This is a genomic window from Bacillus cereus group sp. MYBK245-2, from assembly GCF_051916145.1.
Taxonomy (GTDB): Bacteria; Bacillota; Bacilli; order Bacillales; family Bacillaceae_G; genus Bacillus_A; species Bacillus_A pacificus.
In genome coordinates this window covers 109775-132578 of sequence record NZ_JBQAGB010000011.1, presented here as the reverse complement: position 1 = coordinate 132578, position 22804 = coordinate 109775, and the positions used below count along the sequence as shown (strand labels likewise).

The following is a 22804-nucleotide window of genomic DNA, read 5'->3' as shown; positions in this document are numbered from 1 at the left end:
ATGAAAACAGTGTTAGAAGCAAAAAATATTGAAAAAGTATATGACACGGGTGGTAATAAATTTGCAGCGTTAAAAGGTATTAACTTACAAGTAAAAGAAGGTGAGTTCGTTGGAATTATGGGACCTTCTGGTTCTGGTAAGACGACTTTACTAAACGTTCTTTCTACAATTGATAATGCGACGAACGGTGAAATTTTAATTGATGGAAAAGATATTGTGAAAATGAATGATGATAAGTTAGCATTATTCCGCCGCGATCATTTAGGTTTCATTTTCCAAGATTATAACTTATTAGATACGTTAACTGTAAAAGAGAACATTGCGTTACCTCTTGCGTTATCAAAGGTGAAAGCGAGTGAGATTGATCGCCGCGTTCTTGAAATCTCAAAGAAATTCGGTATTGATCATATTTTAAGTCAGTTCCCATATCAAGTATCTGGTGGACAGAAGCAAAGATGTGCGGCATCACGTGCAATCGTTACAAATCCAAGTATGATTTTCGGGGACGAGCCAACGGGAGCACTTGATTCTAAATCAGCGACAGATTTACTTGAAAGTATGAAGTCGCTAAATGAATATGATAACTCTACAATTTTAATGGTAACGCATGATGCGTTTGCGGCAAGTTACTGTAAACGAGTTATTTTCATTAAAGATGGTGAGTTATATAAAGAATTGCACCGCGGTGAGTTAACGCGTAAACAGTTCTTCCAACAAGTCGTTGATGTAATGTCTTCTATTTCCGGAGGTATGGCTGATGACCTTATCTAGCATTGCCCTCCGCAACATACAGCGGAACTTTAAAGACTACTTTGTATATTTTGCATCTATGATTTTTAGTATCGTTATTTACTTTACATTTAAAGCACTGCAATATAATTCACAAATGGAAAAAGCAGCGGAAGCTTCTAAAAAAATTAGCGGGGCATTCCAAGTTTCCAGTGTGATGCTTATTATTTTCGTAGCAGTGTTCATTATATATTCGAACGGATTCTTTACACGTAAACGTAAAAAAGAAGTTGGCTTATATTCGTTATTAGGTATTCGTAAAAGACAAATTGGTAAAATGCTCTTTTATGAAAATATGTTAATGGGATTAATGTCATTAGTAATCGGGATTGCGATTGGTAGTGTCCTTTCAAAATTATTCCTTGAGTTATTAGTAAATATGATGGGATTAAACTTAAATGTTTATTTTGAAGTACCGATGGCTGCCATTATTGATACAGCAATTATTTTCTTTGTGATTATTTTATATACATCACTTCAAGGATATCGTTTAATTTATCGATTCAAGCTAATTGAACTTTTCCGTGCAGAACGTGAAGGAGAAGCAATGCCGAAGGGCTCTGTTATTATGGCATTCATTTCAGTTTTCTTAATCGGTTCAGGTTACTTTTTAGCGTTAATGTACATGAAAGCAGTTATGTATGCAGACTTTATGGTCGTTGCATTATACATTTTATTAGCGACAGTAGCAGGAACGTATTTATTGTTCATGTTCTTCACAGTATTTGTATTGAAACGTGCAAGAAATAATAAGTCAGCGTTTTATAACGGTATGAATATGGTAACGACATCACAGTTACTATATCGCATTAAAGGAAATGCGAAATCACTTGCGACCATTGCTATTTTAAGTGCAGTTACATTAACAGCGGTTGGTACGTCAGTTACGATGTATTACAACACATTTACGCAATCAAAAGTTGCTGCGCCGTATAGTTATTCCTATGAGAAAAAAGATGCAGCATTAGATAAAAAGGTAAATGAAATACTTGCTGGAGAGAAGAATAATCATCCAGTCACATATGAATCAGAAGTTGAAATGATCCCTGTGAAAGGAACATTTAAAGGTGAAAGAGCTGATCAAGTTCTGAATACACACTATAATGTTACGAATCAGTACCAGCTTATTTCTCAATCAAACTTTAATAAACACGTGAAACATTTAGATGTAGAACCTGTAAATTTAAGTGCGAATGAAGCTTTCGTATATGATAGCTTATATATTGAGAAGCTGGATTTTGGTCCTCTTTATACAGGAAATACAGCTGTATTCCCTGTTGGAAATGAGTCAAAAGAATTAAAAATTAAAGGTGTAAATAATAGAAGCCTTACAAATTTAAATGAACTATTTGTAATCGTTCCTGATAAAACATATGAGCAAGTGAAACAAGTAAACGAAACGCGCACTGTAAAAAATATTGATGTAAAAGGTGAGAGAAATAGTAAAGAGTTAACAGCAAAATTAACAAGTATTATGCCAGCTGGTGAATCAGAAGTGTTAAAATCATTTAACGATTTCTATACAGGATTCCAAATGGGGCTTGAAACGACAGGCTTAATGATGTTTATTGGGTTATTCTTAGGATTAGTCTTCCTATTAGCGACAGGCTCAATCATTTACTTTAAACAATTAACAGAAGCAAGTGCTGACCGTGATCGTTACATTGTCCTTCATAAAGTTGGTGTAACGAAGCAAGAAATGAAGAAAGCTATCGCAAAACAAGTAAGCTTTATCTTTGCGATTCCGTTAGTAATCGGTATTTTACACAGCTTATTTGCACTAAAAGGTTTATCAAATATATTACCATTTGAAATTATGATTCCGCTTCTAATTAGTATCGGAGTATACGGTGTTATTTATATTGGATATTACTTCTTAACGGTTCGTTCTTATTATAAGATTGTGAGTGCGAAATAATAAGTGAAAATAAGAAAGCCATTTACCTAATTTTTTATGAGGTGAATGGCTTTTTTCGTTCTAAATACTACCGTGCATCGATTATGTCGATGAAACTAAAAGCATGTTTTCTGTCAAAGGCATCTATGCATAGTAAAGAACGTTTCAAAGGATTTAATTCAATTACAGTCATATAACTTGTAGGGAAATAACGATCTTTATAATAAGTGATCAATATTTCTTTTTCTGAAATGAATGAGCGTAATAAAGTATCTTCAATTCTTTCTCTATCATCGTATGGTGATACTTTTCTCGATTCTTTCATGTCAGTCGATTTTGATATTTTTGTACTACTCATACTTTCTATTCTCCTAACAATATATTTTCTATATAGGAAGGTTAATCACTATGGAAGTAGCTTGTGTTATAGAATGAAGCAAGTATGGATGATTGCGAGCCGGATTTGCTTAGTACTAAAAAATTATCAAATTCATTAATATATTTATAGTAATTATTTGTCATTTTTGTACTTTTTTGAATGAGATTAAAACTTTATTAAGGGGAATAAATCGATGTAAAGAAGGTGAGCTAGTATGACAACTATCTCACCTTCTATTAGGAAAGCGTTTTTATATAACGGTATGATTTTCACGATATTGTCTAGGAGTCATACTCGTAATTTTTTTGAAGACTCTGGTGAAATAACTTTGATCATTAAAATTAAGCCAGGCACAAATATCTGATAAAGGATAGGTCGTTAATGTTAATAACTTTTTAGCTTCTTCTACTCGTTCTCTTTGGATGTATTCAATTAAAGGAATTCCCACTTCTTTTTTAAACAATTTTGATAAATAAGTGGGGGAAATATGTAAAAGGTTAGCAAGATTATTAAGAGATATTTCATCGTAAATATGTTTGTGAATATGATTTAGGCACGTAGTAATGGAATTAGAATATGCTTGATTACTGTATTCTTTTACACGTTCTGCAAAAGTACATAATGCATCTTCAATTAATCTATTTACGGAATACATGTTATCTAGTTTCTCAATCGTTTGTATATATAAAGTACCGAGTGAAAAAGCAATATGTGATGGAAGATTACCGTCTATCGCATATCGAATAGCTAGCGTAATGGCGATAATGCCATTATTTTTTTGGTTTCTAAGCTGATCTCCTTTAGACCAAATTGTCGCATCTTCTTGTGGGAATGAATACGCATATTGTATGACCTTTTCTGTATTGCCTTCTTTAATGGCTGAAAAAAATTTGCGTTCCAATGATATGTCATAATTTTGCGGATCATGCCGGCGACGTTTTGAAATGTATAAATCAGGATTTACGATTTTATAAGAAACATCTTCGAGTAATTTATTCTCTTTCCAGACAATATCTCTATCTAATTTTTCATTAAAAATGACGTAATGTAACCAAATACTTATATCAATTAACGTGCTTTTTTTAATCTCAGGTAGAAATTGATAGTAGTCTACTCCTTGTTGCATGTTATTCGTACAGTTAAAATATTTCATAAGTTTAATCGCCATTTCATCTGATACTTTTGGATAAGTAGTAGGGCCGATTATAATTGTTCCTTTTATATGTTCATGATCAGTTATATGAAGGCTAATGAAATTCTCAAGGTACTTATTCCCTTTGAAAATTGGAAAATTACAAGGAGCATTTTCTTGATAAAGTTCATTCAGATGTTCTTCTTTAGAAGTATAAAAAGGACTACCAATCGTATGAGAAGTAGATTCATATACAATTTTTTTATTAGTAGCTAAAAATTGAACAGGTACATGAAAAGTGCTATGTACAAGGTCGCATAAGTGCTGTATGTCGATATAATTATTCATAATCTTCTCCTTTTAAATCTTTTTGAAATATATTTGAACCTACATTCGTTTCTACAAAATATAAATTTCTTATTATTTGAATTTCTTTGCTTATACAAAATAATTACATATGTTGGATAATAATGAAAGGTAATTGACAGATTTATTTCTACAGATGTTGTATGAAAATAGACGTAGTGATGGTACTTTCCATAAAGTTCATTTTTAATATTCGTTATACCAAATTAATAAATATAAGAGAGATGCTTATATATAAGAACAAATGATACATTCTTCATAAAATCTTAAGAAATCTCCTCAATTTTTGTTAAGAAACGATAGTTATACTTAGAAACAAGTTAAAAACTATTGAACGAATGGGGAGATGGTTACATGCAACTCATAACATTCTTACACGAATTTATTAAACATCCGAAACATACTGGTGCAATTGCGCCAAGTTCAAAAATATTAGCAAAGAAAATGGTAGATGTAATTGATTTTAATAAGGCGAAGTGCATCGTAGAGTTAGGGCCTGGTACAGGGGTTTTTACGAAAGAGATTATGAAGAGAAAGAAGAAGGAGACAATATTTCTTCTTATTGAAATTAATGAAGTGTTTTGCAAAGAGTTAACAAGAAAGTTTAAAGATGAACAGAACGTCATTGTTGTACATGGTTCAGCTGAAAATATAAAGAAGTATATGGAAGAGTTCAATATAGAATGCGTTGATTACGTTTTATCGGGATTACCTTTTACATCTTTACCAGAAGAAGTTTCAAAGCGTATTTTAAACAATGTAATGGAAGCGATACATGAGAATGGTGAATTTATTACATTTCAATATTCACTTGTGAAAAAAGGATTTATACAGCATTTCTTTCCTGAAATTACGCTAGAGAAAGTGTGGCTCAATTTCCCACCAGCGTACATCTTTAGCTGTAAAAAAGAGCTAAGGAGAGCATATGCATAATGGAATTACATGAATTATTATCTTATATTGAACAATATGGTTATTGGGCGTTATTTTTCTGTTTATGGTTAGGGATTATCGGTATGCCAATTCCAGACGAAATGATCGTAATGAGTGGTGGCTTTGTATCTTCACTCGGTATATTAAGTGTTATTCCTGCGTTTTTATTAACGTATTTAGGCGTTGTATCTGGGCTTTCCTTAGGTTATATATTAGGGAAAATATTTGGTACGAAAGTACTCGATAAGCTAATGAAAAAGAAACAGGCGAAATATCTTTTGAAATCTCAACAAATGGTAGAGAAGTATGGTCATTATGCGTTAGTCACAAGTTACTTCATACCAGTTGTAAGACATATCGTGCCGTATTTAGTTGGGATGAATAATATGTCATTTAAGATGTATGCTTTGTATTCTTATACGACAGGATTTGTTTGGACACTCGTTTACTTTGTGCTAGGTTCTTTATTTGGACAACATATTGAAAGTATTGTCGCAGTTGCGATAGAGTATGGTTTGTATTTTGGCGGAAGCATCGCATTGATTGTGAGTGTGTTTTATTTATACAGACAAAAAAGAAATACAGTGATGAGTAAATAAAAGAGGCGAAAGGTTCGTATTGGCGTGTAATTATAAGAGGGAAGTTTTTGCACGGTAAAGTACAAATAGAAGTAGATAAAATTCCTAATAGTGCAAAGGTAAAGTTAGGATTGTAAGTATAAACCCGGTTCTAGATAAGAGAATCGGGTTTGTTATTTTATGGTAAAATATAGAGGGGGAGTGTGAGTTATGCTACTCATTGTTAGTCTTATATTAATTGGAATTATGTGTAGTATGAGAATAGTATCCTTACATATGATAGAACGACAAAAGATAGAAGAGCGATATGTATATTGCCCAAAATGTGATGCGAAAATTAGAAAAGGGAATTCTGCTCCTTTTTGTTCGAAATGTAATTTAATATTTTAAAAAGAAAAAGTCTGAAATCACTTTATGTGGTTTTGGACTTTTTTTTTAAGTAAACATTAATCCACCTAGTTCTCTTTCGTTTGTTTATTAGCTAAAATGGAATATGAATAACAATAGTATGAAAACGAAAATAAATATAGGTGTATACATGGAGTGTTATATTTGGAGATTTTAATCATAGTAGGATGCCTATTAATAGGAATTATTTTGATCAGATAGAGAGAAAAATAATTAGCCCTTCAAATCGTTCATGTTGAAATGAAGCGTTTAGCTGTGAAATATGATTGAGATATAGAAGAGTTAGAAAAAGGAAAGAATAAGATACTAGAATTGAATTATAGAAACGAGTTCGTATATATAAAAAAGAGTAGTCCAAATAAAAAATACGTATGTAGTATAAAATGTCAGCATGAAGTGACTTGGAAATTAAACCATTATTATGAAGTCTTTCGTAGAGATGGATCGAGAAGTTTTGAGGGTTTTATTACCTGATGAAAGAGGGATTCTTCCTACTAGGCCAGAGTGTGATGAATGTTATAAGACTCAATTGGATGATATTGAGGAGAGTTGATAAAAAAGAGCTTGAAACTATTCAAGCTCTTTTTTTATGACTATTTATGTCCTAAAATATGCTCAATCTCATGCAAACTTAATTTACTTGCCTTAGCAATCGTTTCAAGTGGTATACCAAGATCATACATACTTTTAATCATTTGAATTTTTCCTTGTTGAACCCCTTCTTTTCGCCCTTTTTCTATACCTTGTTCTAAGCCCTTTGCTAAGCCTTTTTCCATGCCTTTTTCCATGCCTTTTTCCATGCCTTTTTCCATGCCTTTTTCCATGCCTCTTTTCATACCTTCTGTCTCTGCATGGGCGAATTTTGCGGCCTCATCCATTAAAACTTTCTCCCTTGCGTCATAGGCTTGTCGGAAAGAGGAATCTTGACTCATACGTTCCCACTTGTTTATTGCTTTTTGTAAAATAGGATCTCGGTTCATAGCAATATCCTCCAATGTTTTAGTTAAGTGTTCATCCTCATTTGCTGAAAGCAATAAAAGCCAACGAACAAATGGATCTTTCCATGGATTTACTTTTTCTTCATGCCATTGTTTTGTTAACTTTGGAATTTCTATAATGTGAATCTCTATGTCATCACTCAAGAGTTTCTGTTGTTGTGTATTCCATAACGTGCCAGTTGTATGAAATTCTTTGTGATCTAAAAACATTATAAAGTTCAATAAATTAATAGTAATGGTTTTACGAAGCGCATTGTATGGCATGCCTTTTTGTAACTGAGATGTGTATAATTTTCCCCAATAATATAAACTGCGTTTCATCATATCGTGATTATTATTAAGCTGTATTTCCACATTTACTTTTGTCCCTGTGTTTAACGTAGCTGAAATGTCTAGAATTGATAACTTATCATCTTCATATTCTCGGTGTAAATGTGGATCTTCTAATTGTAGAGAAGCGATGGGTGACTCTAAAGATTCTTGTAACATCGCGTTTAAAAAAGTGATTAGAATATCTTCACTATCATTCGTACCAAACAATTGTTTAAATGCAAAATCAATGCGTAAATTAACTAACTGTTGGTTGAACAAAGTTTGTCCTCTCCCTTATATGAAGGTGCTTCTTTCCTTCATTGTATATAAAAAGAACTAGAATATGCAAACAAGCCATTCTTCTATTTTGGAGTAGTATTGTTAGAATGCCACAGGCAAGCATGTCTATGTTATACTCTAGTGAAATTGAAAAGTTTATCCCACTTTAATGGGCAGTAAGACCCCACCTCAAAATTCAGCGAAAGCAAAGAAGTTAGGTGGGGGATCAACTGCCCATAAAAGTCCGATTGGTGAGGGCTGATAATCAGTGGGGGATGAAGAAAATCCCCACTGATTAAAGTTTCACTTTATATTGGGATGAAGATGATACATATGCAAAAAGATATTTTGAAACTATTAGATAAAAAGCAAAGTAACTATGAATTTCCTGCCTTTGATAATGAAGATATGGATATTTCACAAGTGAAATTTTCTCTTTTCTTTAAAGATAATAAAGATTTGTTAATGGTGTTTCAGGTTGTCGGTGTAGGATCATTAGGTATATGTAATGATATTCAAATATATAGTGATGGGGTGGATCATTTAATTGGTGATGATGGCATTTTGCAATTAAATGATGGTGATGATGAATTATTTGATGATGAAGGTGAATTTATACCTGATATTCATAAAGGCATTGTGAAAATTCGGGATCATCATTTTGAATATGAATTTACAGAAGAAGATTATGTGAATCATAGAATAGAAGTACAAACGACAGAGCCTTATCCAACATATTTCATGCGTATGCTTGCTACTTATGAAGAAGCTCGAAAATTAGTATGGTGGGATAAAGAAGAAATTTTAGAAGAGTGCGGTTTAGAAGGTGATTGGGAAGTAGCGTATGAAACGGAAGAGTGGAAACACATTGAAGAAGAGAAAGTAAGTGAAAATGAATTTTTCCAATCAGTAGCTGCTGCAATAGAGAAGAAAGATCCAAGTGTTATTGTGAATAAGGATTGTAATACGCATTGGAAAAATTGGGTGGAGTTTGATTATGAAAACTCATATTAAAAATTAAAGCGTAGATTAAAATATCCTTCTAATAAAAAAGACGAGCTAAAATGTTAAAAATTTAGCTCGTCTTTTAGTATTACACAACCGCAGGATTATAAATCATCGTAAAGTGCCCTTGTAATACTTCAATATGACAAGGTGTATGCAGTGAGCTTTCTCCATCTGTATCTACTTCTTTTTCTTCTTCTGTTTCAATATGAATGGATTTCGCTTTTACGTGGAAGATGTCATTTTCATTTGAGTCTTCAAATAGTTTCTTTCCGATATAATCTTTAAACGCTTGAATGCCTGTTGATTTGACGACGAAAATATCAAGTGTGCCGTCATCGCACTTTACGTTCGGAATAAAGGATGGGATACCGCCAAGATATTCACCGTTTCCAACCATAACAAGGACGGCTTCGTCTTCATATACTTGTCCGTCATACGTAATTTTTACTGGGAATGTTTCAGCATTCTTTACAGTTCGAATAGTGCTTAAATAATAACCGATTTTACCAAGCTTTGCTTTCTCTTCTGCATCAATATTGTTTGATACTTCAGAGACAAGTCCAATGCCCCAGAAGTTTAAGAAGTGTTGTCCGTTTGCTTTTGCAACGTCAATTGGTTTTACATGTTCCTGTGTGATAAGTTTTGCTGCTTCTGCAATGTTTTGCGGAACGCCGAGTGTGCGAGAGAAGTCATTGCAAGTTCCCCCTGGAATGATTGCAAGTGTAGGTCTCGTTTCAAGAGGCGCTAAGCCATTTGTGCATTCAAATACAGTGCCGTCACCACCAAAGACGATAATTAAATCTACTTTATTAGCAAACTCTTGGCAATATTTCGTTGCATCACCTTGCTTTTTCGTATGAAGGATATGTAAGTCAGGAAAAGTAGCCGCAAGAGGTGGTACGATTTTCGCCAAATTTGTATGTAAGTCGCCTTGTCCAGCTTTTGGATTTACGATGAGGAGTACTTTTTCAAATTTTGTCTTTGTCATATTTCATCTCTCCCTGTTTTTTTGTAATGGAAAGAAAGGAGCTGTTCCCATGTATTTCAGAACAGCTTCTTCCTATTTAATAGGGTGCTAAGATTGTCAGTTATTGTCGGTAAGTCGATATATTTAAAAAATCGCCGATATAATTTGAGTTACGGTCGATATATTTGAAAAATCGCCGATATAAATTTCATGTACTATCGATTTTTTAAGTTATACGATTATTCCGTTACAACTGAAGCGATAAATGGTAAGTTACGATATTTTTCTGCACAGTCGATACCGTAGCCAACGATAAATTCGTCTGGAATTTGGAAGCCAACATATTCAGCTTTTAAATCTACTTTACGACGCTCAGGTTTATCGAGTAACGTACAGAATTTGAGTGCCTTCGGTTTATGCATAAAGAAGTGATCTTTTAAGAAGTGAAGTGTTAAACCAGAATCGATAATGTCTTCTACAACAATTACATTTTTTCCAGTAATGTTTACATCGATATCTTTTAATAGTTTTACTTTGCCAGTTGTTTCTGTTTGATTTCCGTAGCTAGATGCAGAAATAAAGTCGATTGTCACATCGTTTTTAATGTGACGAATTAAATCAGCAGCGAATACGAAAGATCCTTTTAATACAGCGATGACTACGATTTCTTCTCCTTCAAAGTCACGTTCGATTTGAAGTGCTAGTTCTTTTACTTTTTCTTGTAATTGTTCTTCAGAAATTAAAGTGTCTTTTATTTCAATATTCATTGGAGTCCTCCTACAGTGTAAAACTTGTGAACATTTCGACTGTAAAGGATAGAAAGGAAAAAGTCAAAGAAGATAGTAATTTTTTACAAAATACGAACAAAATCATCTGATGATATGATATACTAATTACATTAAGAAAACGCTTCCATAAAGGGTGATGATAATGAAGAAGAAACAGTACACAAATGTAACATTTATAAAAGCATTACTATTAACAATTGTTCTTGGCCTGTTGGCTTATATAATTGATGTACCAGCGATTCGGATTTCACTAATTGGAATGACTTTAGTATTAGGCGCAATTTCCCACGGTATGATGTCACAGCTGCAAGAAGCTGGAGTCGATCGTACGAAAGATCATATAGATGAAAAATGAAAAACCTTCACGTATAGAGAGTGAAGGTTTTTTGTTTCTTACAAAAATGTAAGGTAGTTGTAAGGGAAATCGATAGTTGCATAGTAGTATTTTGGATAAACTATGGGTGTAAGGTAAAAGGCAAGCATATTTTAGGTAAATTAAGTTTTAGGCACTCTATATGTGAAAAAGGAGTAGGAGGGCATGGAGAAACGTTGGACGACCTTTTCTTTTTTAGCAACTAGCAACACCGTAATGCTAGCTGGCGAAATGGATTTTTTGCACTTGTTTGATCGAGAAGACGATCATTCTTCTTCTAAATTTACAATGAAATGGAATAAATGGAGCGAAAGTTGTAGGTTGGAAGAAGAGGCCCCTAACGAAGCGCAAAAAATTATTTTGACAAACCCTATTAAAGCGTGGGTTGTTCAACGTCGTAAGTGTAACGTCAAAAATCACTTAAAGAAAACTGAGCCGAGACAATTAGTTATCGCTCCGGCCCGTTCTACTTCTACATCACGCGAAAGTAACATGTAAATAATTGAGACACACACCCGAAAAAACATCGTATATATTGCGGTGTTTTTTTATTTTTTATAATGAAATCTTTAAATGAAATATATTTTATCTGCATCTTATATTTATATCTCTTGTTTATTCTAGTGATACATCCGATGCGAAGTGATGTAAAACATATAAAGGGAGAGAAATAAAATGAAAAAGAAACTATTACCGATCTGTGCAATGGCACTTTTAGCAGTAGGATATTCTTCAGTAGCAAGTGCCGATACTGGAACAGTAACAAAGGAAGATGCAGCGCAGGTACAACAAGGTAAGGCTAAAAAAGAAGAAGCGATTAAGATACAACAAAAGAGTGATGCAGAGAAAAAGCAAGCGGCGCAAGTACAAGAAAAAAGTGATATGGCTAAAAAAGAGGAAGCAATAAAAGCTGAGAAAAAAAGTGAAGAAGAGAAAAAGAGAATAGCACAAGAACAGTTAAAAAATGATATGGCCAAAAAAGAAGTAGCAAAGCCAGCTGTACAAGGTGAAAAATTACCAAACACTGCATCAAATAACGTAGTGATGATGGGCCTAAGTGCATGTCTTGTAGCAATTGGTACATTATTTGGTTTGAATCGTCGTAATAAAGTTAAGGCGTAAATAAAATATTGCCCTATAAAGAATGGGATAATTTCATATATTAAAAATGGTAGGTTATTCCTACCATTTTTGGCATGGAGGGATGAAACATGAAGTTACTCAATTATATCGGTATCATATTGATGGCTATAGGACTATTTATGGGATCATACTATGCTGTGGAATGGTATAAAGGAAAAAGCTCTGCCGGGCAATTAACGACAGAAGAAATAAAGAGCCTTAACAATATACGACATAATCAACTCCCTTATGAAACACCGGTAACTTCTCAAGTGCCTTCTTCTCAAACAGAGCATAAAGAAGGAGAAAAGGTAGCGATGTTACATATACCGAAAATAAAGAAGAAGTTTTCTGTATATTGGGGAGCGGATGATACAACATTGAAGAAAGGGGTTGGAATGTTCGTTAGTGATGTAACGACAACGCCATCTGGAGGGGGACATACCGTACTAAGTGGGCATAGGGATACTGTATTTACAGATTTAGGAGATTTGAAAGAAAAAGACACTCTTGTTGTAGAGTATGATAATAAAAGTTACACATATGAAATTCAAAAGACATGGATTACCGATGCGGATGATCGCACTGTTATTATAAAAAAAGAAGAACCGATATTAACACTGACAACTTGTTACCCATTTAATTATATAGGGAATGCACCAGATAGATATATTATCGAGGCGAAGTTAACTGGCAGTTATTCAAAGTGAAATTATAGTTTCTGAAAGCGGAAGGGAGATACATAAGTTATGTCAAAAAATATTTTAATTGTAGAAGATGAAGATATATTACGTGAAATATTAAAAGACTATTTTTTAAGTGAGCAATATGTAGTGTTTGAAGCAAGGGACGGGAAAGAAGCTTTAGTTGTATTTGAGGAAGAAGAGGTTGATTTAGTTATTTTAGATATTATGTTGCCGGAACTTGATGGGTGGTCCGTTTGCCGAAGAATCCGTAAAACATCCGAGGTTCCTATTATTATGCTGACGGCACGTGTTGATGAAGATGATACGTTACTTGGCTTTGAACTTGGAGCAGATGATTATGTGACGAAGCCGTATAGTCCGCCAATTTTATTAGCAAGAGCGAAAAGGTTATTAGAAAGTAGAAAAGTGACGAAGCAATTTTTAGAGAATGAAGATGATACATTATCAATCCATGGTATCCATGTCCATTTTCCGTCGCGTACTGTTACGGTAGATAAAACAGACATTAATTTAACACATACAGAATTTGAAATATTAGCGTATTTTATGAGAAACCAAGGGATTGTTTTAACAAGAGAGCAACTCATTTCAAGAATTTGGGGATATGAATTTGCAGGCGATGATCGAACGGTTAATAGCCATATTCGTAATTTAAGAAATAAATTAGGAGAGAAAGCAAAGTACATTACAACTGTAGTACGAACGGGTTATAAATTTGAGGGAAGTGTATGAGAAAAGGGATTGTACTAAAATTATTTATCCTCACAACAGCATTATGCATGTTAATTTTAGCGACAATATTTATTGGACAAACGATATTTTTTAAACAATATTACGCGAATCGAAAAGTGGAAGATATTAAAGTGAATTTAAATTCCTTTGAGAAGAATTATTTAAACTATGCAGGAAATACAGAAGAAATTAAGCGACTGGAGCAAGACTTTTTAAGAGAAAATAATACGTGGATTACGACATTAGATCAGAATGGTAATTTAAAACATGCGGATGATTTCTATTTTGAGGTAACGATAGATCGTAGGCAACAAAAGAGCTTTGGACAACAAATATTCAAAATTCCTTTATACAATCTCATCAATATAGAGGAGATTGATAATAAATCATCAAATACATTTTTAGGACAAGAAATTTATTTTTCTGGCGTGAAAAAAAATGATAGTTATATTCCATTCTATTTCGCGTTAGGCAAGCAAAATTTAAGCGGATCTAATAAACCGTTAGAAAAAGCGTTTCAGGAGAAAATGAAATTAAATGAGGAGAAAAAGAGAGCAGCCGAAGAACAACTTGCTAAGGAAAAGAAACCAGCTGTCCAAGAAGAATCTGCTCAAGAATTAGATGCTTACATAAGTGGGCGTGTTACGAAAGTTCAGCTTCCTGATGTAACAGGTCCTATAAATCCAATTTATAAAAATAGCATCTTCTTAGATAACATAAAAGAATTTCAAACTAATTTATTATTAAAAGAGAGCAAGCACATACAATATGCAATACAAACAATGGACTATGAAAAAAATGATATTAAATATAAATTATTAATCAAGCCAATAAAAGAAAAAGATGGATCAGTAACTTATATATATGCGATGGCTTCTTTACAGCCTGTAGATGAAGCCGTACAAATGGTGCAAGATTACTACATTTACATCATTGCATTTGTAGTTGTTCTTATTTTTCTAGCGTCATTCTATTATTCAAAACAAATTGCAAAGCCTTTATTAAAAATAAATGATACGACAAAGAAAATAGCGCATTTAGATTTCACAGAACAAATACCAATTACTTCAAAAGATGAAATTGGTGATTTATCGAAAAATATTAATGTATTATCAAATAAACTACATTCCCATATTGGACAGCTAGAACAAGATATTGAAAAGGAAAGAAAATTAGAAAATACGCGGAAAGAATTCATTTCTGGTGTTTCGCATGAACTAAAAACACCGCTGAGTATTATGAAAAGTTGTATTTCTATTTTAAAAGATGGAGTAGCTGAGCATAAAAAGGAGTATTATTTTCAAGCGATGGAACGGGAAGTAGATAAAATGGATACGTTAATTTTGGATATGCTGGAGTTAGCTAAATTTGAGTCAGGCACATATAAAATGAAAAAGGATTCATTTTATATTGATACAGTAATGGAAGATATATGTGAAAACCTTTCTGTAGAAATAGAGAAAAAAGAACTGCGTGTACATAAACATATAGGTCCATTTGAAGTAGTCGCAAATCAAGGACGGATTGAACAAGTCATCGTGAACTTCATTACGAATGCCATACGTTATACACCAAATAAAGAAGATATTATTATTTCTACAATAGATGAAAAAAATCGTATAAAAGTGTGTATTGAAAATAAAGGTACTCATATTGAAGAAGAACAATTAGATAAAATTTGGGATCGTTTTTATCGCGTGGATGCAGCTCGTCAGCGTTCGCAAGGTGGAACAGGTCTTGGGCTTGCCATTTCAAAGAATATTTTAGAACTGCATGATGCTGAATATGGAGTAAAGAATACAGAAGATGGTGTGTTATTTTATTTTTATTTACAGAAAAAAGCGTAGACAATATAATCTACGCTTTTTTAATTTATTTTCATATAATCTTTACTTAATCTTTATTTTTAAACGATATAATCTGGTTAGAAAATGAGGTTATGTAAGGAGTAGATTAGCCGTGAATAGCAATTTACTAGGTATGGTAGTATTTATTTTTCTTTGCGCATTTATTGTATTTTTAATTGATATTACGATATGAAAAAAGAGCGCTTATTAAGCGCCCTTTTTGTTTGCATTTATTTGATAAGCATTGATGCTCTTGAATAAGCGTGGTGAAGTAAGGAATAAAAAGATAAGTAAAACGGTACATAGAATATAGGAACCAATCATTGTACTACCGTTTACGATTAATGAATATAGCACAGCTGATTGACCTTTCGGTGCATATTGTCCCCAGAAAATAATACCAGCAATAAAGTGGCAGAAATAGCGAGCAAAGCTACCGATAAATGTAGCAAGGATAATATAACCAAGAACTTTCTTTCCTTCGTTTTGTTTTGATGAAGGTTTGTCTTTACAGCTACCTAGACTTGATTGTTCTAAGTTATTTTCATTAGACGTTAAAAGTGCTTTTTGAATTGGACGATAGAATAAGCCAGCAAATCCGATAAAAGCAAAGGCGATGAAGTACTCAATGAATGCTTGAATAGGTGTTAAAATGTAAGCATCTCCCACGACAATTTGTAATAGTCCCCAAACTAAACCACCTAAGAAAGCTGATTTAAAGCCCCAGCGGTATGCAATAATAAAAATAGGAATCATAGCAAATGAAATGGAACCGCCTGTTGGAAGTTTAATTGATAATGGTAAAATGTCGATGATCAGGGCGAAGGCTGCAAGAATAGCAGATTCGATCATCGCTTGTAAATTGGTGTTACGCATGTTGTCTCCCCCTCAATCCAAGTTGTACAAAAAAGAATAGATATCATAGGAGGATACGAAATACGTAAATAAAAATGAGGTATGTATTTCGGACGTTTGCACAATCCCTGCGTTAGCATTAACTAACAGGTTCGAAGGGTCGGAACGAAGTGTTCCCTCTCAGCGGCATGGCTCCCCCTGTGATAACGAGATTCTTTATTTGCTACTGTTTATTGTAAGCGAAATGGATGAGAATGGCAAATGAATACAGTATGACAATAATTGAAATAGAATTGTAGCAAAATGTTAATAAATATGAAGCAAAAAGATATAGTCCAAGTGAAATAGAGTATGATATAATTTTTTTGAAAATAATTATCATTCTCTTCTGAGGGGGAAGTTTATGAGTTTAGTAGATATTAAAATTGGTGAGAAAGTGTTAGTAAAAAGTGTTCATTCTTTAGATCAACTATTAAAGAGAAGACTAGCTGCTTTCGGTCTTGCGGAAGGAAGCGAACTTCGCTTGAAACAGAAAGCGATGTTTAAAGGTCCTTGTACGTTGGAGTGTCGTGGACAGTTAATTAGTATTCGTCATTGTGACGCGAAAATGATAAAGGTGGAATTAGCGTGAATAAGGTAGCTTTGCTAGGGAATCCGAATACAGGGAAGACATCGTTATTTAATGCACTTACTGGTTCTTATGAGTATGTAGGAAACTGGAGTGGTGTAACAGTAGAAAAGAAGGTTGGTAAATTAAAAGATAAGCAAGGAACATTAATTGATTTACCAGGCGTTTATGACTTGAATCCAGTTTCACGTGATGAAGGTGTTGTAACAAACTTTCTACTATCAGAAGAATTTCAGCATATGTTAAATATTGTGGATTCCTCGCAGTTTGAACGAAATATGCATTTAACGTTGCAATTACTTGAATTTGGTAAGCCAGTTTCAATTGGTTTAAATATGATTGATGTGGCGAAGCAAAGAGGAATTATAATTGATGTAAAACGATTATCAGAACTATTAGGTGTAACAGTCGTTCCTGTCGTTGCCAGAAGCGGAAAAGGCTGTGAAGAACTACTTGCGACTCTTAAAGAAAATGACAAAAAAGAGAAAAAGCCATTCCTTATTTCATATGGTGTACAAATGGATGAAGGAATCGAAGAGGTAATTTCTCTTTTAGAGAAAGCGAATTATGAGCATCCGAGATGGTTAGCTCTTCAATTTTTAAGTAATAACGAAGTAGTAGAAAAAGAAATGGAAGCATTACCAATTTATAAGGAACTTGTAGCCATTCGATCTCGCTTAGAAGGAAAACTTGATTGTACGTTGGAAGAGCACATTTACAAAACTCGTGAAGCGTATATTGAAAAGTTAAAAACAAATGTTATGAAGCATGAGAAAGAAGGAAAAATTCCTTTTTCAGAAAAAATTGATAGATTAATTACACATAAAATTTTAGGACTTCCAATCTTTTTAGCAGTTATGTTTTTTATTTTTCAGGTTACGTTTACGTGGATTGGGACACCGCTGTCAGATATGTTAGATGAGTTTTTTGGTGGACAGCTTACAGATTGGGTGACAGCTGGACTTACAAGTGTCGGAGCTTCTGATTTTATTCAAGCACTCGTTACAGAAGGTATTATTGCCGGTGTTGGCGCTGTATTAGTATTCGTTCCACAAATCTTTGCACTATTCTTTTTCATTTCATTATTAGAAGACTCAGGATATATGGCGCGAATTGCAGTTGTTATGGATAGAATTATGGAGTTCTTCGGTTTAAACGGAAAAGCGTTTATTCCGATGATTATCGGTTTTGGATGTAATGTTCCAGGTATTATGGCAGCGAGAACGATTGAACAAGAAAAAGAGCGTTTACTTACAGTTCTTGTAACACCATTTATGTCTTGTTCAGCACGTTTACCTGTATACGCATTATTTGCGGGAGTATTCTTCCCTCATAGTCAGGCAACGGTTGTGTTTTCCCTATATGTTGCAGGTATTGTTCTTGCGTTATTAGTTACAAAAATTATGTCCCTTACCATTTTAAAAGCGGAAAAATCTATTTTCGTAATTGAACTACCGCCTTACCGCGTGCCACAAGCGAAAACGTTATGGCTGAGCACATGGGAGAAAGGGAAAGGGTTTGTTCGTAAAGCTGGTACATTCATCTTTGGTGGCTCGGTTGTCATTTGGTTATTAAACTATGCAGGTCCATCAGGATTTGGTGTTGATATGGGAGATAGTTTCTTAGCGATGATTGGTGGATTTATCGCACCACTATTTGCACCGCTCGGTTTTGGAACGTGGCAAGCTGCAGCATCCCTTTTAACAGGATTTTTAGCAAAAGAAGTTGTCGTTTCTACAATGGCAATTATTTATGCGGTGAAAGAAGATGTGCTTGGAAATGTAATGGGAGCACATTATACAGCATTATCAGCTTATGCATTTATGTTCTTTATTTTATTATATGTTCCGTGTTTAGCGACGGTAGCTGTTATTAAACGTGAAACAGGATCAACGAAATGGACGATTTTCTCAGTCGTTTATCCGCTCGTAGTTGCTTATGTATTAACGCTCATTATATACCAAGTTGGATCCTTACTCGGATTCTAGAAGGAGATGTATTGTGATGATGGTCAATATTATAATTGGAGCTATCATTTTTGGTTATGCAGCATACACGTTAGTTCATTTTGTAAAGAGAAGTAAAAAAGGAAAATGTGCGGCATGTTCTTTAAATAAGTCATGTCAGTCGCAAACATGTAGTCCGGATATGGAGCAAATTGCTCATAAATAGAAGAAAGCTTTGCGAATTTGAATTGAACCCAAAAAGTTAGACAAATATATTAAGCGGCTACTAAGGATTGAACTCTGTATTGCACAGGGGACAATCCTTTTAGTTTTGTTTTAATTCTTTTGTGATTGTAGTAATCAATATAAGTTTCTAGTTCTTGCTTAAATTGTTCCATTTACTGCTTGTATTTTATCCTTTGAAGAAAATTTAGCCATTTAATTATGTGTCTAACAATTGGAGTGCACTTCATTACAGGCAGTCTTTTTAATCTACTTCAATATCTCGGCCTTCTGTCATCACTTTATTTCTCCAAAGCAAAAGTAATCTCCTAAATTCTGAAGTTTCTAATTTACATTGATTATTTGGTGGGCTAATGTAATAATTAATCGCGCTTGTATATTTAGGTTCAATAAATACAGCAGCAGCATTGTATTCTAGTTCATAACTAGGGTACTTTCCCTCTACGACATGGTCTAAAACTTCTATATATTCATCCGCTTCATCTTCATCTAGGTTTTCTATAAAGTCAGATACAATAGCAATTTCTTTTGGTAAACGAATTCTTAGTCCACCAAATGGGTCACGCCAAAATTCATGTGAATAATTCATTAATACAACCTCACTATCTTCTCGTATATTTTGGATAAGCGGTGGTAATTTCTCCATTTTCAATAATCATCTCAACTTTAAATCCAGAAGAAGTTTGCCCTACGTATTTATTTGGAGCGATTTGAACACGATTGGTATATGCTTCTTTAATAGAATCAACTACCTGGACTCTATTCCAATCCTTAGGGAAAAATGCACCCCAATTGTTAATTATGTGTCTAACAATTGGGGTGCATTTCAATTTCGCGAAGCTTTTTTGTTTTACTTTTTAATTTTTACAAGTTGAGAAGCTTCTACGCCTTTGTAACCAGGAAATTCTTTACTTGGATCTTTATCGAATTTTAATACCCCAACAGATTTTTCATCACCTTTTACATTGCTGTAAGTTGCGTCATCAACAATTGCATACATATCTGTATATGCACGGCCACTTCCGATAATTGTGTTGCCTTCATATTTTAATTTTGCCCCATCAAGTGTAGCATTTTCTACTTTTTCTTTAGCAAATAATACACCTTGCTCTGCTGTTACAGCCGGTAATTTATCAAGTGGTTTCGTGTCGTCTTTTTCATCAACTTTGCTAAGTAACTCTTTTTTCACTAGTTCTTCACCAGTTTTCTTATCCATAACAAGAACTTTTTTACCATCTAATGTTGTCATTTTCATTTTATAGAAGTTTTTTTCTTTCACTTCTTTTTTATTTTTATCCGTAATTTGCTGAACTTGTTCTTCTGATCCGTATAGTACAAAGCCGTTTGCTTTCTCTCCTAATAAAGAACAACCTGATAATGCTCCAAGTGAAATTGCTGCTGCTAATCCGATTCCTACTAATTTTTTCATGATGATTTCTCCTTTTATCTGTTTTATAGTCAATACAATTTTTGTATTCGTTTTGAAATGATGAGAAGCTTGTTTGTCGCTTCTGGTATTAGTGTATAAGAAATAGGGAGACGTAACTATCGAGTTAGCTTACAGTAACATTACAATAATGTAATTTGGTGAAATTGCATAAAAATAAGGCAATTTTGAAGAGGATTAATGAGAATATATTAGGAATACAATGTTTTATCTGGAATGTCATATTATATTGGCTGTATTTTGGAAATAACATGTAAGGACATATTAGTTTTGTTATAATAAACACATAGGCTGTAAAAATGAATATTCTTTACTGTAAAGGGAGATTCTTAAGTTTTCCAAGTAGTGAATTTGAAATATGAGGTATATCATAGGAGGAATTTAGATGTCTGTATTTAAACGATTAAGAGATTTAACAATGTCGAATGTATATTCATTAATTGAAAAAGCGGAAGATCCAGTTAAGATGACGGATCAATATTTACGCGATATGCAAGCGGATGTACAAGAAGCTGAGAAAAGTGTAGCAGCTCAAATTGCGCTTGAGAAGAAATTCAAAATATTATTTGAAGAGCAAGAAGCACTTGTGAAAAAACGTGAAGAGCAAGCTCATATGGCTGTTCAAGCTAACAACTTAGATCTTGCGCGCCGTGCATTAGAAGAAAAACAAAATGCAGAGCAAAAGATGAATGAGTATAAAGCAAGCTATGAGCAAAATAAAGTTGCTGCTGATAATCTTCGCCTGAAGCTAGAAGAAATGCGTAAGCAATTAACAGAGCTGAAAAATAAACGTGAAACACTTGTAGCACGTGTAAATGCGGCGAAAGCACAAAAGAATATTAATCAGGCGATGTCTGGATTTGATTCAAACTCAGCAAAAGCTGGTTTAAGCCGTATGGAAGAGAAAGCTCTTCAATTAGAGGCTGAAGCAGAAGCAAGCGGTGAAGTGTACAAAAAAGAGAAATCATTAGATGATGAATTCGCAAGCTTAAACAAAAATTCTGCTGTTGACGATGAATTAGCTCGTATTATGAAGCAGTATGAGAAATAATATAGAATAGAGACAAATGAACCGACATGTCTAAATAAATTCATGTCGGTTTTCTATTATTTTTTTGAGGAGGTTTTGCAATGACATGGACAAATGTATTAGCCATGCTTGTATGGACTGGAGCGAGTGCAGTACTTTTATTTGCAATTATGTGGGTTGATTCAATTTTTACAAAATACAATGATTTAAAAGAAATAAAAAATGGGAATACAGCTGTAACAACTCGTTTCGTTATGAAATTATTCGCACAAGGGTACATTTTATCTCAATCGATAACGAAAGCAAATGACTTATGGCAAGCGCTACTTGCATCAGCAGTTTCTTTCGTTATTTTATTAGTGGTAGAAATGTTTATCGAATTTGTGTTAAAGAAAATGGCTGGTTTAGATTTAGAAGAAGGTACGAAAGAAGGCAGTGTTGCGCACGCGATGTTGGCCGGATCATTACATATTGTTGGTGCACTTATTTTAGGTGCTTGTTTATAAAGAGAGAAGGAGGGGTAGCTCATGAGTTTATTTAAACGAATTAAAAATATAATGAAAAGCCCAGAACCACCGAAACCAGAGAAAAGTTTGTTAACGTTAGCTCCTGGCGATATGGTTGAAGTTTCATTAGTCATGTATGAATTAATTGGGAAAACGAGTATGCATTCTCGTAAAGAAATTGTTTTAACGCTGCAAGACGGGAAAGATATTCGTTATTTAAAAATTGAAGACCGTGAGAATACGTATTACAAATTATATACACCAATTGATGGTCGTTTAGATTCGATTGATGAAATTCCGACGACAATTGAGATGGATGATACAGAGTACCATATGGAAGAGCAATATAACGGACGTGTTGTTGTGATGGGGAAAACACCATTCTCAGCTTCAGAAGAACAGTATGTATGGGAGTTCCAATCGGATAATCGAAAATTATTACGTATTGAATGGCAAAATGGTCGCACAATGATGTATGAGGGAGAAGCAATTATTCCTGCTGATGTACAAATTATAAGAGCAACGTAAGGGGGC

The 22804-nt window shown here is 33.7% G+C and carries 27 protein-coding genes, 3 pseudogenes and 1 riboswitch; of the genes and pseudogenes, 20 read left to right on the top strand and 10 right to left on the bottom strand.

The genetic code is table 11. The annotated features are described in order from the left end of the window. Positions 1 to 771, top strand: a complete 771-nt coding sequence (locus tag ACTFRN_RS18705; protein ID WP_000859654.1) for an ABC transporter ATP-binding protein — start codon at positions 1 to 3, stop codon at positions 769 to 771. Then, complete coding sequence (locus ACTFRN_RS18700; protein ID WP_074567876.1) at positions 758 to 2707, top strand: ABC transporter permease; 1950 nt, start codon at positions 758 to 760, stop codon at positions 2705 to 2707. Before ACTFRN_RS18705 ends, ACTFRN_RS18700 begins: the two co-directional genes overlap by 14 nt. Before the next feature lie 67 nt (positions 2708 to 2774). Here ACTFRN_RS18700 and ACTFRN_RS18695 read toward each other — a convergent pair whose 3' ends face one another. Together ACTFRN_RS18695 and ACTFRN_RS18690 are read right to left on the bottom strand one after the other, a co-directional pair. Continuing rightward, on the bottom strand, positions 2775 to 3044 hold the full coding sequence (locus ACTFRN_RS18695; protein ID WP_074567875.1) for a YolD-like family protein: 270 nt from the start codon (positions 3042 to 3044) through the stop codon (positions 2775 to 2777). A gap of 271 nt (positions 3045 to 3315) precedes the next feature. Continuing rightward, positions 3316 to 4545, bottom strand: coding sequence for a helix-turn-helix domain-containing protein (locus ACTFRN_RS18690; RefSeq protein ID WP_074567874.1), 1230 nt, complete (start codon positions 4543 to 4545; stop codon positions 3316 to 3318). Positions 4546 to 4917: 372 nt separating this feature from the next. On the opposite strand from ACTFRN_RS18690, the gene ACTFRN_RS18685 reads away from it, so the two are divergent. The 5 genes and pseudogenes from ACTFRN_RS18685 to ACTFRN_RS18665 form a co-directional block, all read left to right on the top strand. Beyond that, entirely contained in the window at positions 4918 to 5496 is a 579-nt protein-coding gene (locus ACTFRN_RS18685) for a class I SAM-dependent methyltransferase (RefSeq protein WP_001176061.1), read from the top strand. Further along, positions 5496 to 6095: a DedA family protein gene (locus tag ACTFRN_RS18680; protein ID WP_049110997.1), complete on the top strand. Its 600-nt coding sequence runs from the start codon at positions 5496 to 5498 to the stop codon at positions 6093 to 6095. The genes ACTFRN_RS18685 and ACTFRN_RS18680 overlap by 1 nt, the downstream gene beginning before the upstream one ends. Positions 6096 to 6103: 8 nt before the next feature. Then, positions 6104 to 6211, top strand: a pseudogene (locus ACTFRN_RS18675) (YxeA family protein); the annotation flags it as partial. Between the two features lie 73 nt (positions 6212 to 6284). Then, on the top strand, positions 6285 to 6464 hold the full coding sequence (locus ACTFRN_RS18670; protein ID WP_000924674.1) for a hypothetical protein: 180 nt from the start codon (positions 6285 to 6287) through the stop codon (positions 6462 to 6464). A gap of 211 nt (positions 6465 to 6675) precedes the next feature. Continuing rightward, positions 6676 to 6887: pseudogene (locus tag ACTFRN_RS18665) on the top strand (hypothetical protein); the annotation flags it as partial. A gap of 188 nt (positions 6888 to 7075) precedes the next feature. On the opposite strand, the gene ACTFRN_RS18660 reads toward ACTFRN_RS18665, so the two are convergent. After that, positions 7076 to 8071, bottom strand: a complete 996-nt coding sequence (locus ACTFRN_RS18660; protein WP_440038374.1) for an Rpn family recombination-promoting nuclease/putative transposase — start codon at positions 8069 to 8071, stop codon at positions 7076 to 7078. A gap of 333 nt (positions 8072 to 8404) precedes the next feature. Between ACTFRN_RS18660 and ACTFRN_RS18655 the strand changes: the two genes are divergently transcribed. Next, positions 8405 to 9085 (top strand): DUF7003 family protein, encoded by a 681-nt coding sequence (locus ACTFRN_RS18655; protein WP_049111368.1) that lies wholly within the window; start codon positions 8405 to 8407, stop codon positions 9083 to 9085. 79 nt (positions 9086 to 9164) lie between these two features. Here the strand turns inward: ACTFRN_RS18655 and ACTFRN_RS18650 are convergent, their stop codons facing one another. Further along, on the bottom strand, positions 9165 to 10067 hold the full coding sequence (locus ACTFRN_RS18650) for a diacylglycerol/lipid kinase family protein (protein WP_000167885.1): 903 nt from the start codon (positions 10065 to 10067) through the stop codon (positions 9165 to 9167). A gap of 218 nt (positions 10068 to 10285) precedes the next feature. Continuing rightward, positions 10286 to 10813, bottom strand: a complete 528-nt coding sequence (gene hpt, locus ACTFRN_RS18645) for a hypoxanthine phosphoribosyltransferase (RefSeq protein WP_001019304.1) — start codon at positions 10811 to 10813, stop codon at positions 10286 to 10288. 160 nt (positions 10814 to 10973) lie between these two features. Between hpt and ACTFRN_RS18640 the strand changes: the two genes are divergently transcribed. The 6 genes from ACTFRN_RS18640 (at position 10974) to ACTFRN_RS18615 (ending at position 15615) form a co-directional block, all read left to right on the top strand. After that, positions 10974 to 11189: a hypothetical protein gene (locus ACTFRN_RS18640; protein WP_124878205.1), complete on the top strand. Its 216-nt coding sequence runs from the start codon at positions 10974 to 10976 to the stop codon at positions 11187 to 11189. 183 nt (positions 11190 to 11372) lie between these two features. Further along, on the top strand, positions 11373 to 11705 hold the full coding sequence (locus tag ACTFRN_RS18635; RefSeq protein WP_074567872.1) for a hypothetical protein: 333 nt from the start codon (positions 11373 to 11375) through the stop codon (positions 11703 to 11705). A gap of 177 nt (positions 11706 to 11882) precedes the next feature. Continuing rightward, entirely contained in the window at positions 11883 to 12329 is a 447-nt protein-coding gene (locus ACTFRN_RS18630) for an LPXTG cell wall anchor domain-containing protein (protein ID WP_088106353.1), read from the top strand. Between the two features lie 89 nt (positions 12330 to 12418). Continuing rightward, positions 12419 to 13039: a class D sortase gene (locus ACTFRN_RS18625; protein WP_074567871.1), complete on the top strand. Its 621-nt coding sequence runs from the start codon at positions 12419 to 12421 to the stop codon at positions 13037 to 13039. A 39-nt stretch (positions 13040 to 13078) separates the two neighbouring features. Continuing rightward, positions 13079 to 13768, top strand: coding sequence for a response regulator transcription factor (locus ACTFRN_RS18620; RefSeq protein WP_000041853.1), 690 nt, complete (start codon positions 13079 to 13081; stop codon positions 13766 to 13768). Next, entirely contained in the window at positions 13765 to 15615 is a 1851-nt protein-coding gene (locus ACTFRN_RS18615) for a sensor histidine kinase (protein ID WP_049122453.1), read from the top strand. The genes ACTFRN_RS18620 and ACTFRN_RS18615 overlap by 4 nt, the downstream gene beginning before the upstream one ends. Positions 15616 to 15822: 207 nt before the next feature. On the opposite strand, the gene thiT is transcribed toward ACTFRN_RS18615, so the two are convergent. Beyond that, on the bottom strand, positions 15823 to 16491 hold the full coding sequence (gene thiT / locus ACTFRN_RS18610; protein WP_049113362.1) for an energy-coupled thiamine transporter ThiT: 669 nt from the start codon (positions 16489 to 16491) through the stop codon (positions 15823 to 15825). 86 nt (positions 16492 to 16577) lie between these two features. Next, positions 16578 to 16679, bottom strand: a riboswitch (TPP riboswitch). A 194-nt stretch (positions 16680 to 16873) separates the two neighbouring features. Between thiT and ACTFRN_RS18605 the strand changes: the two genes are divergently transcribed. From ACTFRN_RS18605 to ACTFRN_RS18595, 3 genes are read left to right on the top strand one after another with little or no spacing between them, the layout of a single operon-like run. Continuing rightward, entirely contained in the window at positions 16874 to 17101 is a 228-nt protein-coding gene (locus tag ACTFRN_RS18605; RefSeq protein ID WP_000060517.1) for a FeoA family protein, read from the top strand. Further along, on the top strand, positions 17098 to 19086 hold the full coding sequence (feoB, locus tag ACTFRN_RS18600; RefSeq protein WP_001044803.1) for a ferrous iron transport protein B: 1989 nt from the start codon (positions 17098 to 17100) through the stop codon (positions 19084 to 19086). Before ACTFRN_RS18605 ends, feoB begins: the two co-directional genes overlap by 4 nt. Positions 19087 to 19102: 16 nt before the next feature. Beyond that, a complete protein-coding gene (locus tag ACTFRN_RS18595) occupies positions 19103 to 19270 on the top strand; it encodes a FeoB-associated Cys-rich membrane protein (protein WP_000989585.1) in 168 nt (55 codons plus the stop codon). 49 nt (positions 19271 to 19319) lie between these two features. Here ACTFRN_RS18595 and ACTFRN_RS18590 read toward each other — a convergent pair. The 4 genes and pseudogenes from ACTFRN_RS18590 to ACTFRN_RS18575 all read right to left on the bottom strand — a co-directional run. Continuing rightward, positions 19320 to 19433: pseudogene (locus ACTFRN_RS18590) on the bottom strand (IS3 family transposase); the annotation flags it as partial. A 98-nt stretch (positions 19434 to 19531) separates the two neighbouring features. Continuing rightward, positions 19532 to 19933, bottom strand: coding sequence for a hypothetical protein (locus tag ACTFRN_RS18585; RefSeq protein ID WP_014893454.1), 402 nt, complete (start codon positions 19931 to 19933; stop codon positions 19532 to 19534). Further along, positions 19890 to 20117, bottom strand: coding sequence for an EndoU domain-containing protein (locus tag ACTFRN_RS18580; protein ID WP_014893455.1), 228 nt, complete (start codon positions 20115 to 20117; stop codon positions 19890 to 19892). The genes ACTFRN_RS18585 and ACTFRN_RS18580 overlap by 44 nt, the downstream gene beginning before the upstream one ends. Before the next feature lie 20 nt (positions 20118 to 20137). Next, positions 20138 to 20716 (bottom strand): lipoprotein BA_5634 family protein, encoded by a 579-nt coding sequence (locus tag ACTFRN_RS18575; protein WP_049113366.1) that lies wholly within the window; start codon positions 20714 to 20716, stop codon positions 20138 to 20140. 403 nt (positions 20717 to 21119) lie between these two features. Here ACTFRN_RS18575 and ACTFRN_RS18570 point away from each other — a divergent pair, with 403 nt between their 5' ends. From ACTFRN_RS18570 to ACTFRN_RS18560, 3 genes are all read left to right on the top strand, one after another. Beyond that, entirely contained in the window at positions 21120 to 21785 is a 666-nt protein-coding gene (locus ACTFRN_RS18570) for a PspA/IM30 family protein (protein WP_000110282.1), read from the top strand. An 80-nt stretch (positions 21786 to 21865) separates the two neighbouring features. Next, positions 21866 to 22270, top strand: coding sequence for a DUF350 domain-containing protein (locus ACTFRN_RS18565; RefSeq protein ID WP_000220322.1), 405 nt, complete (start codon positions 21866 to 21868; stop codon positions 22268 to 22270). Positions 22271 to 22291: 21 nt separating this feature from the next. Next, the gene (locus ACTFRN_RS18560; protein ID WP_000051759.1) at positions 22292 to 22798 is read left to right on the top strand and encodes a DUF4178 domain-containing protein; all 507 of its coding nucleotides are present in this window, start codon (positions 22292 to 22294) and stop codon (positions 22796 to 22798) included. Positions 22799 to 22804: the final 6 nt, after the last annotated feature.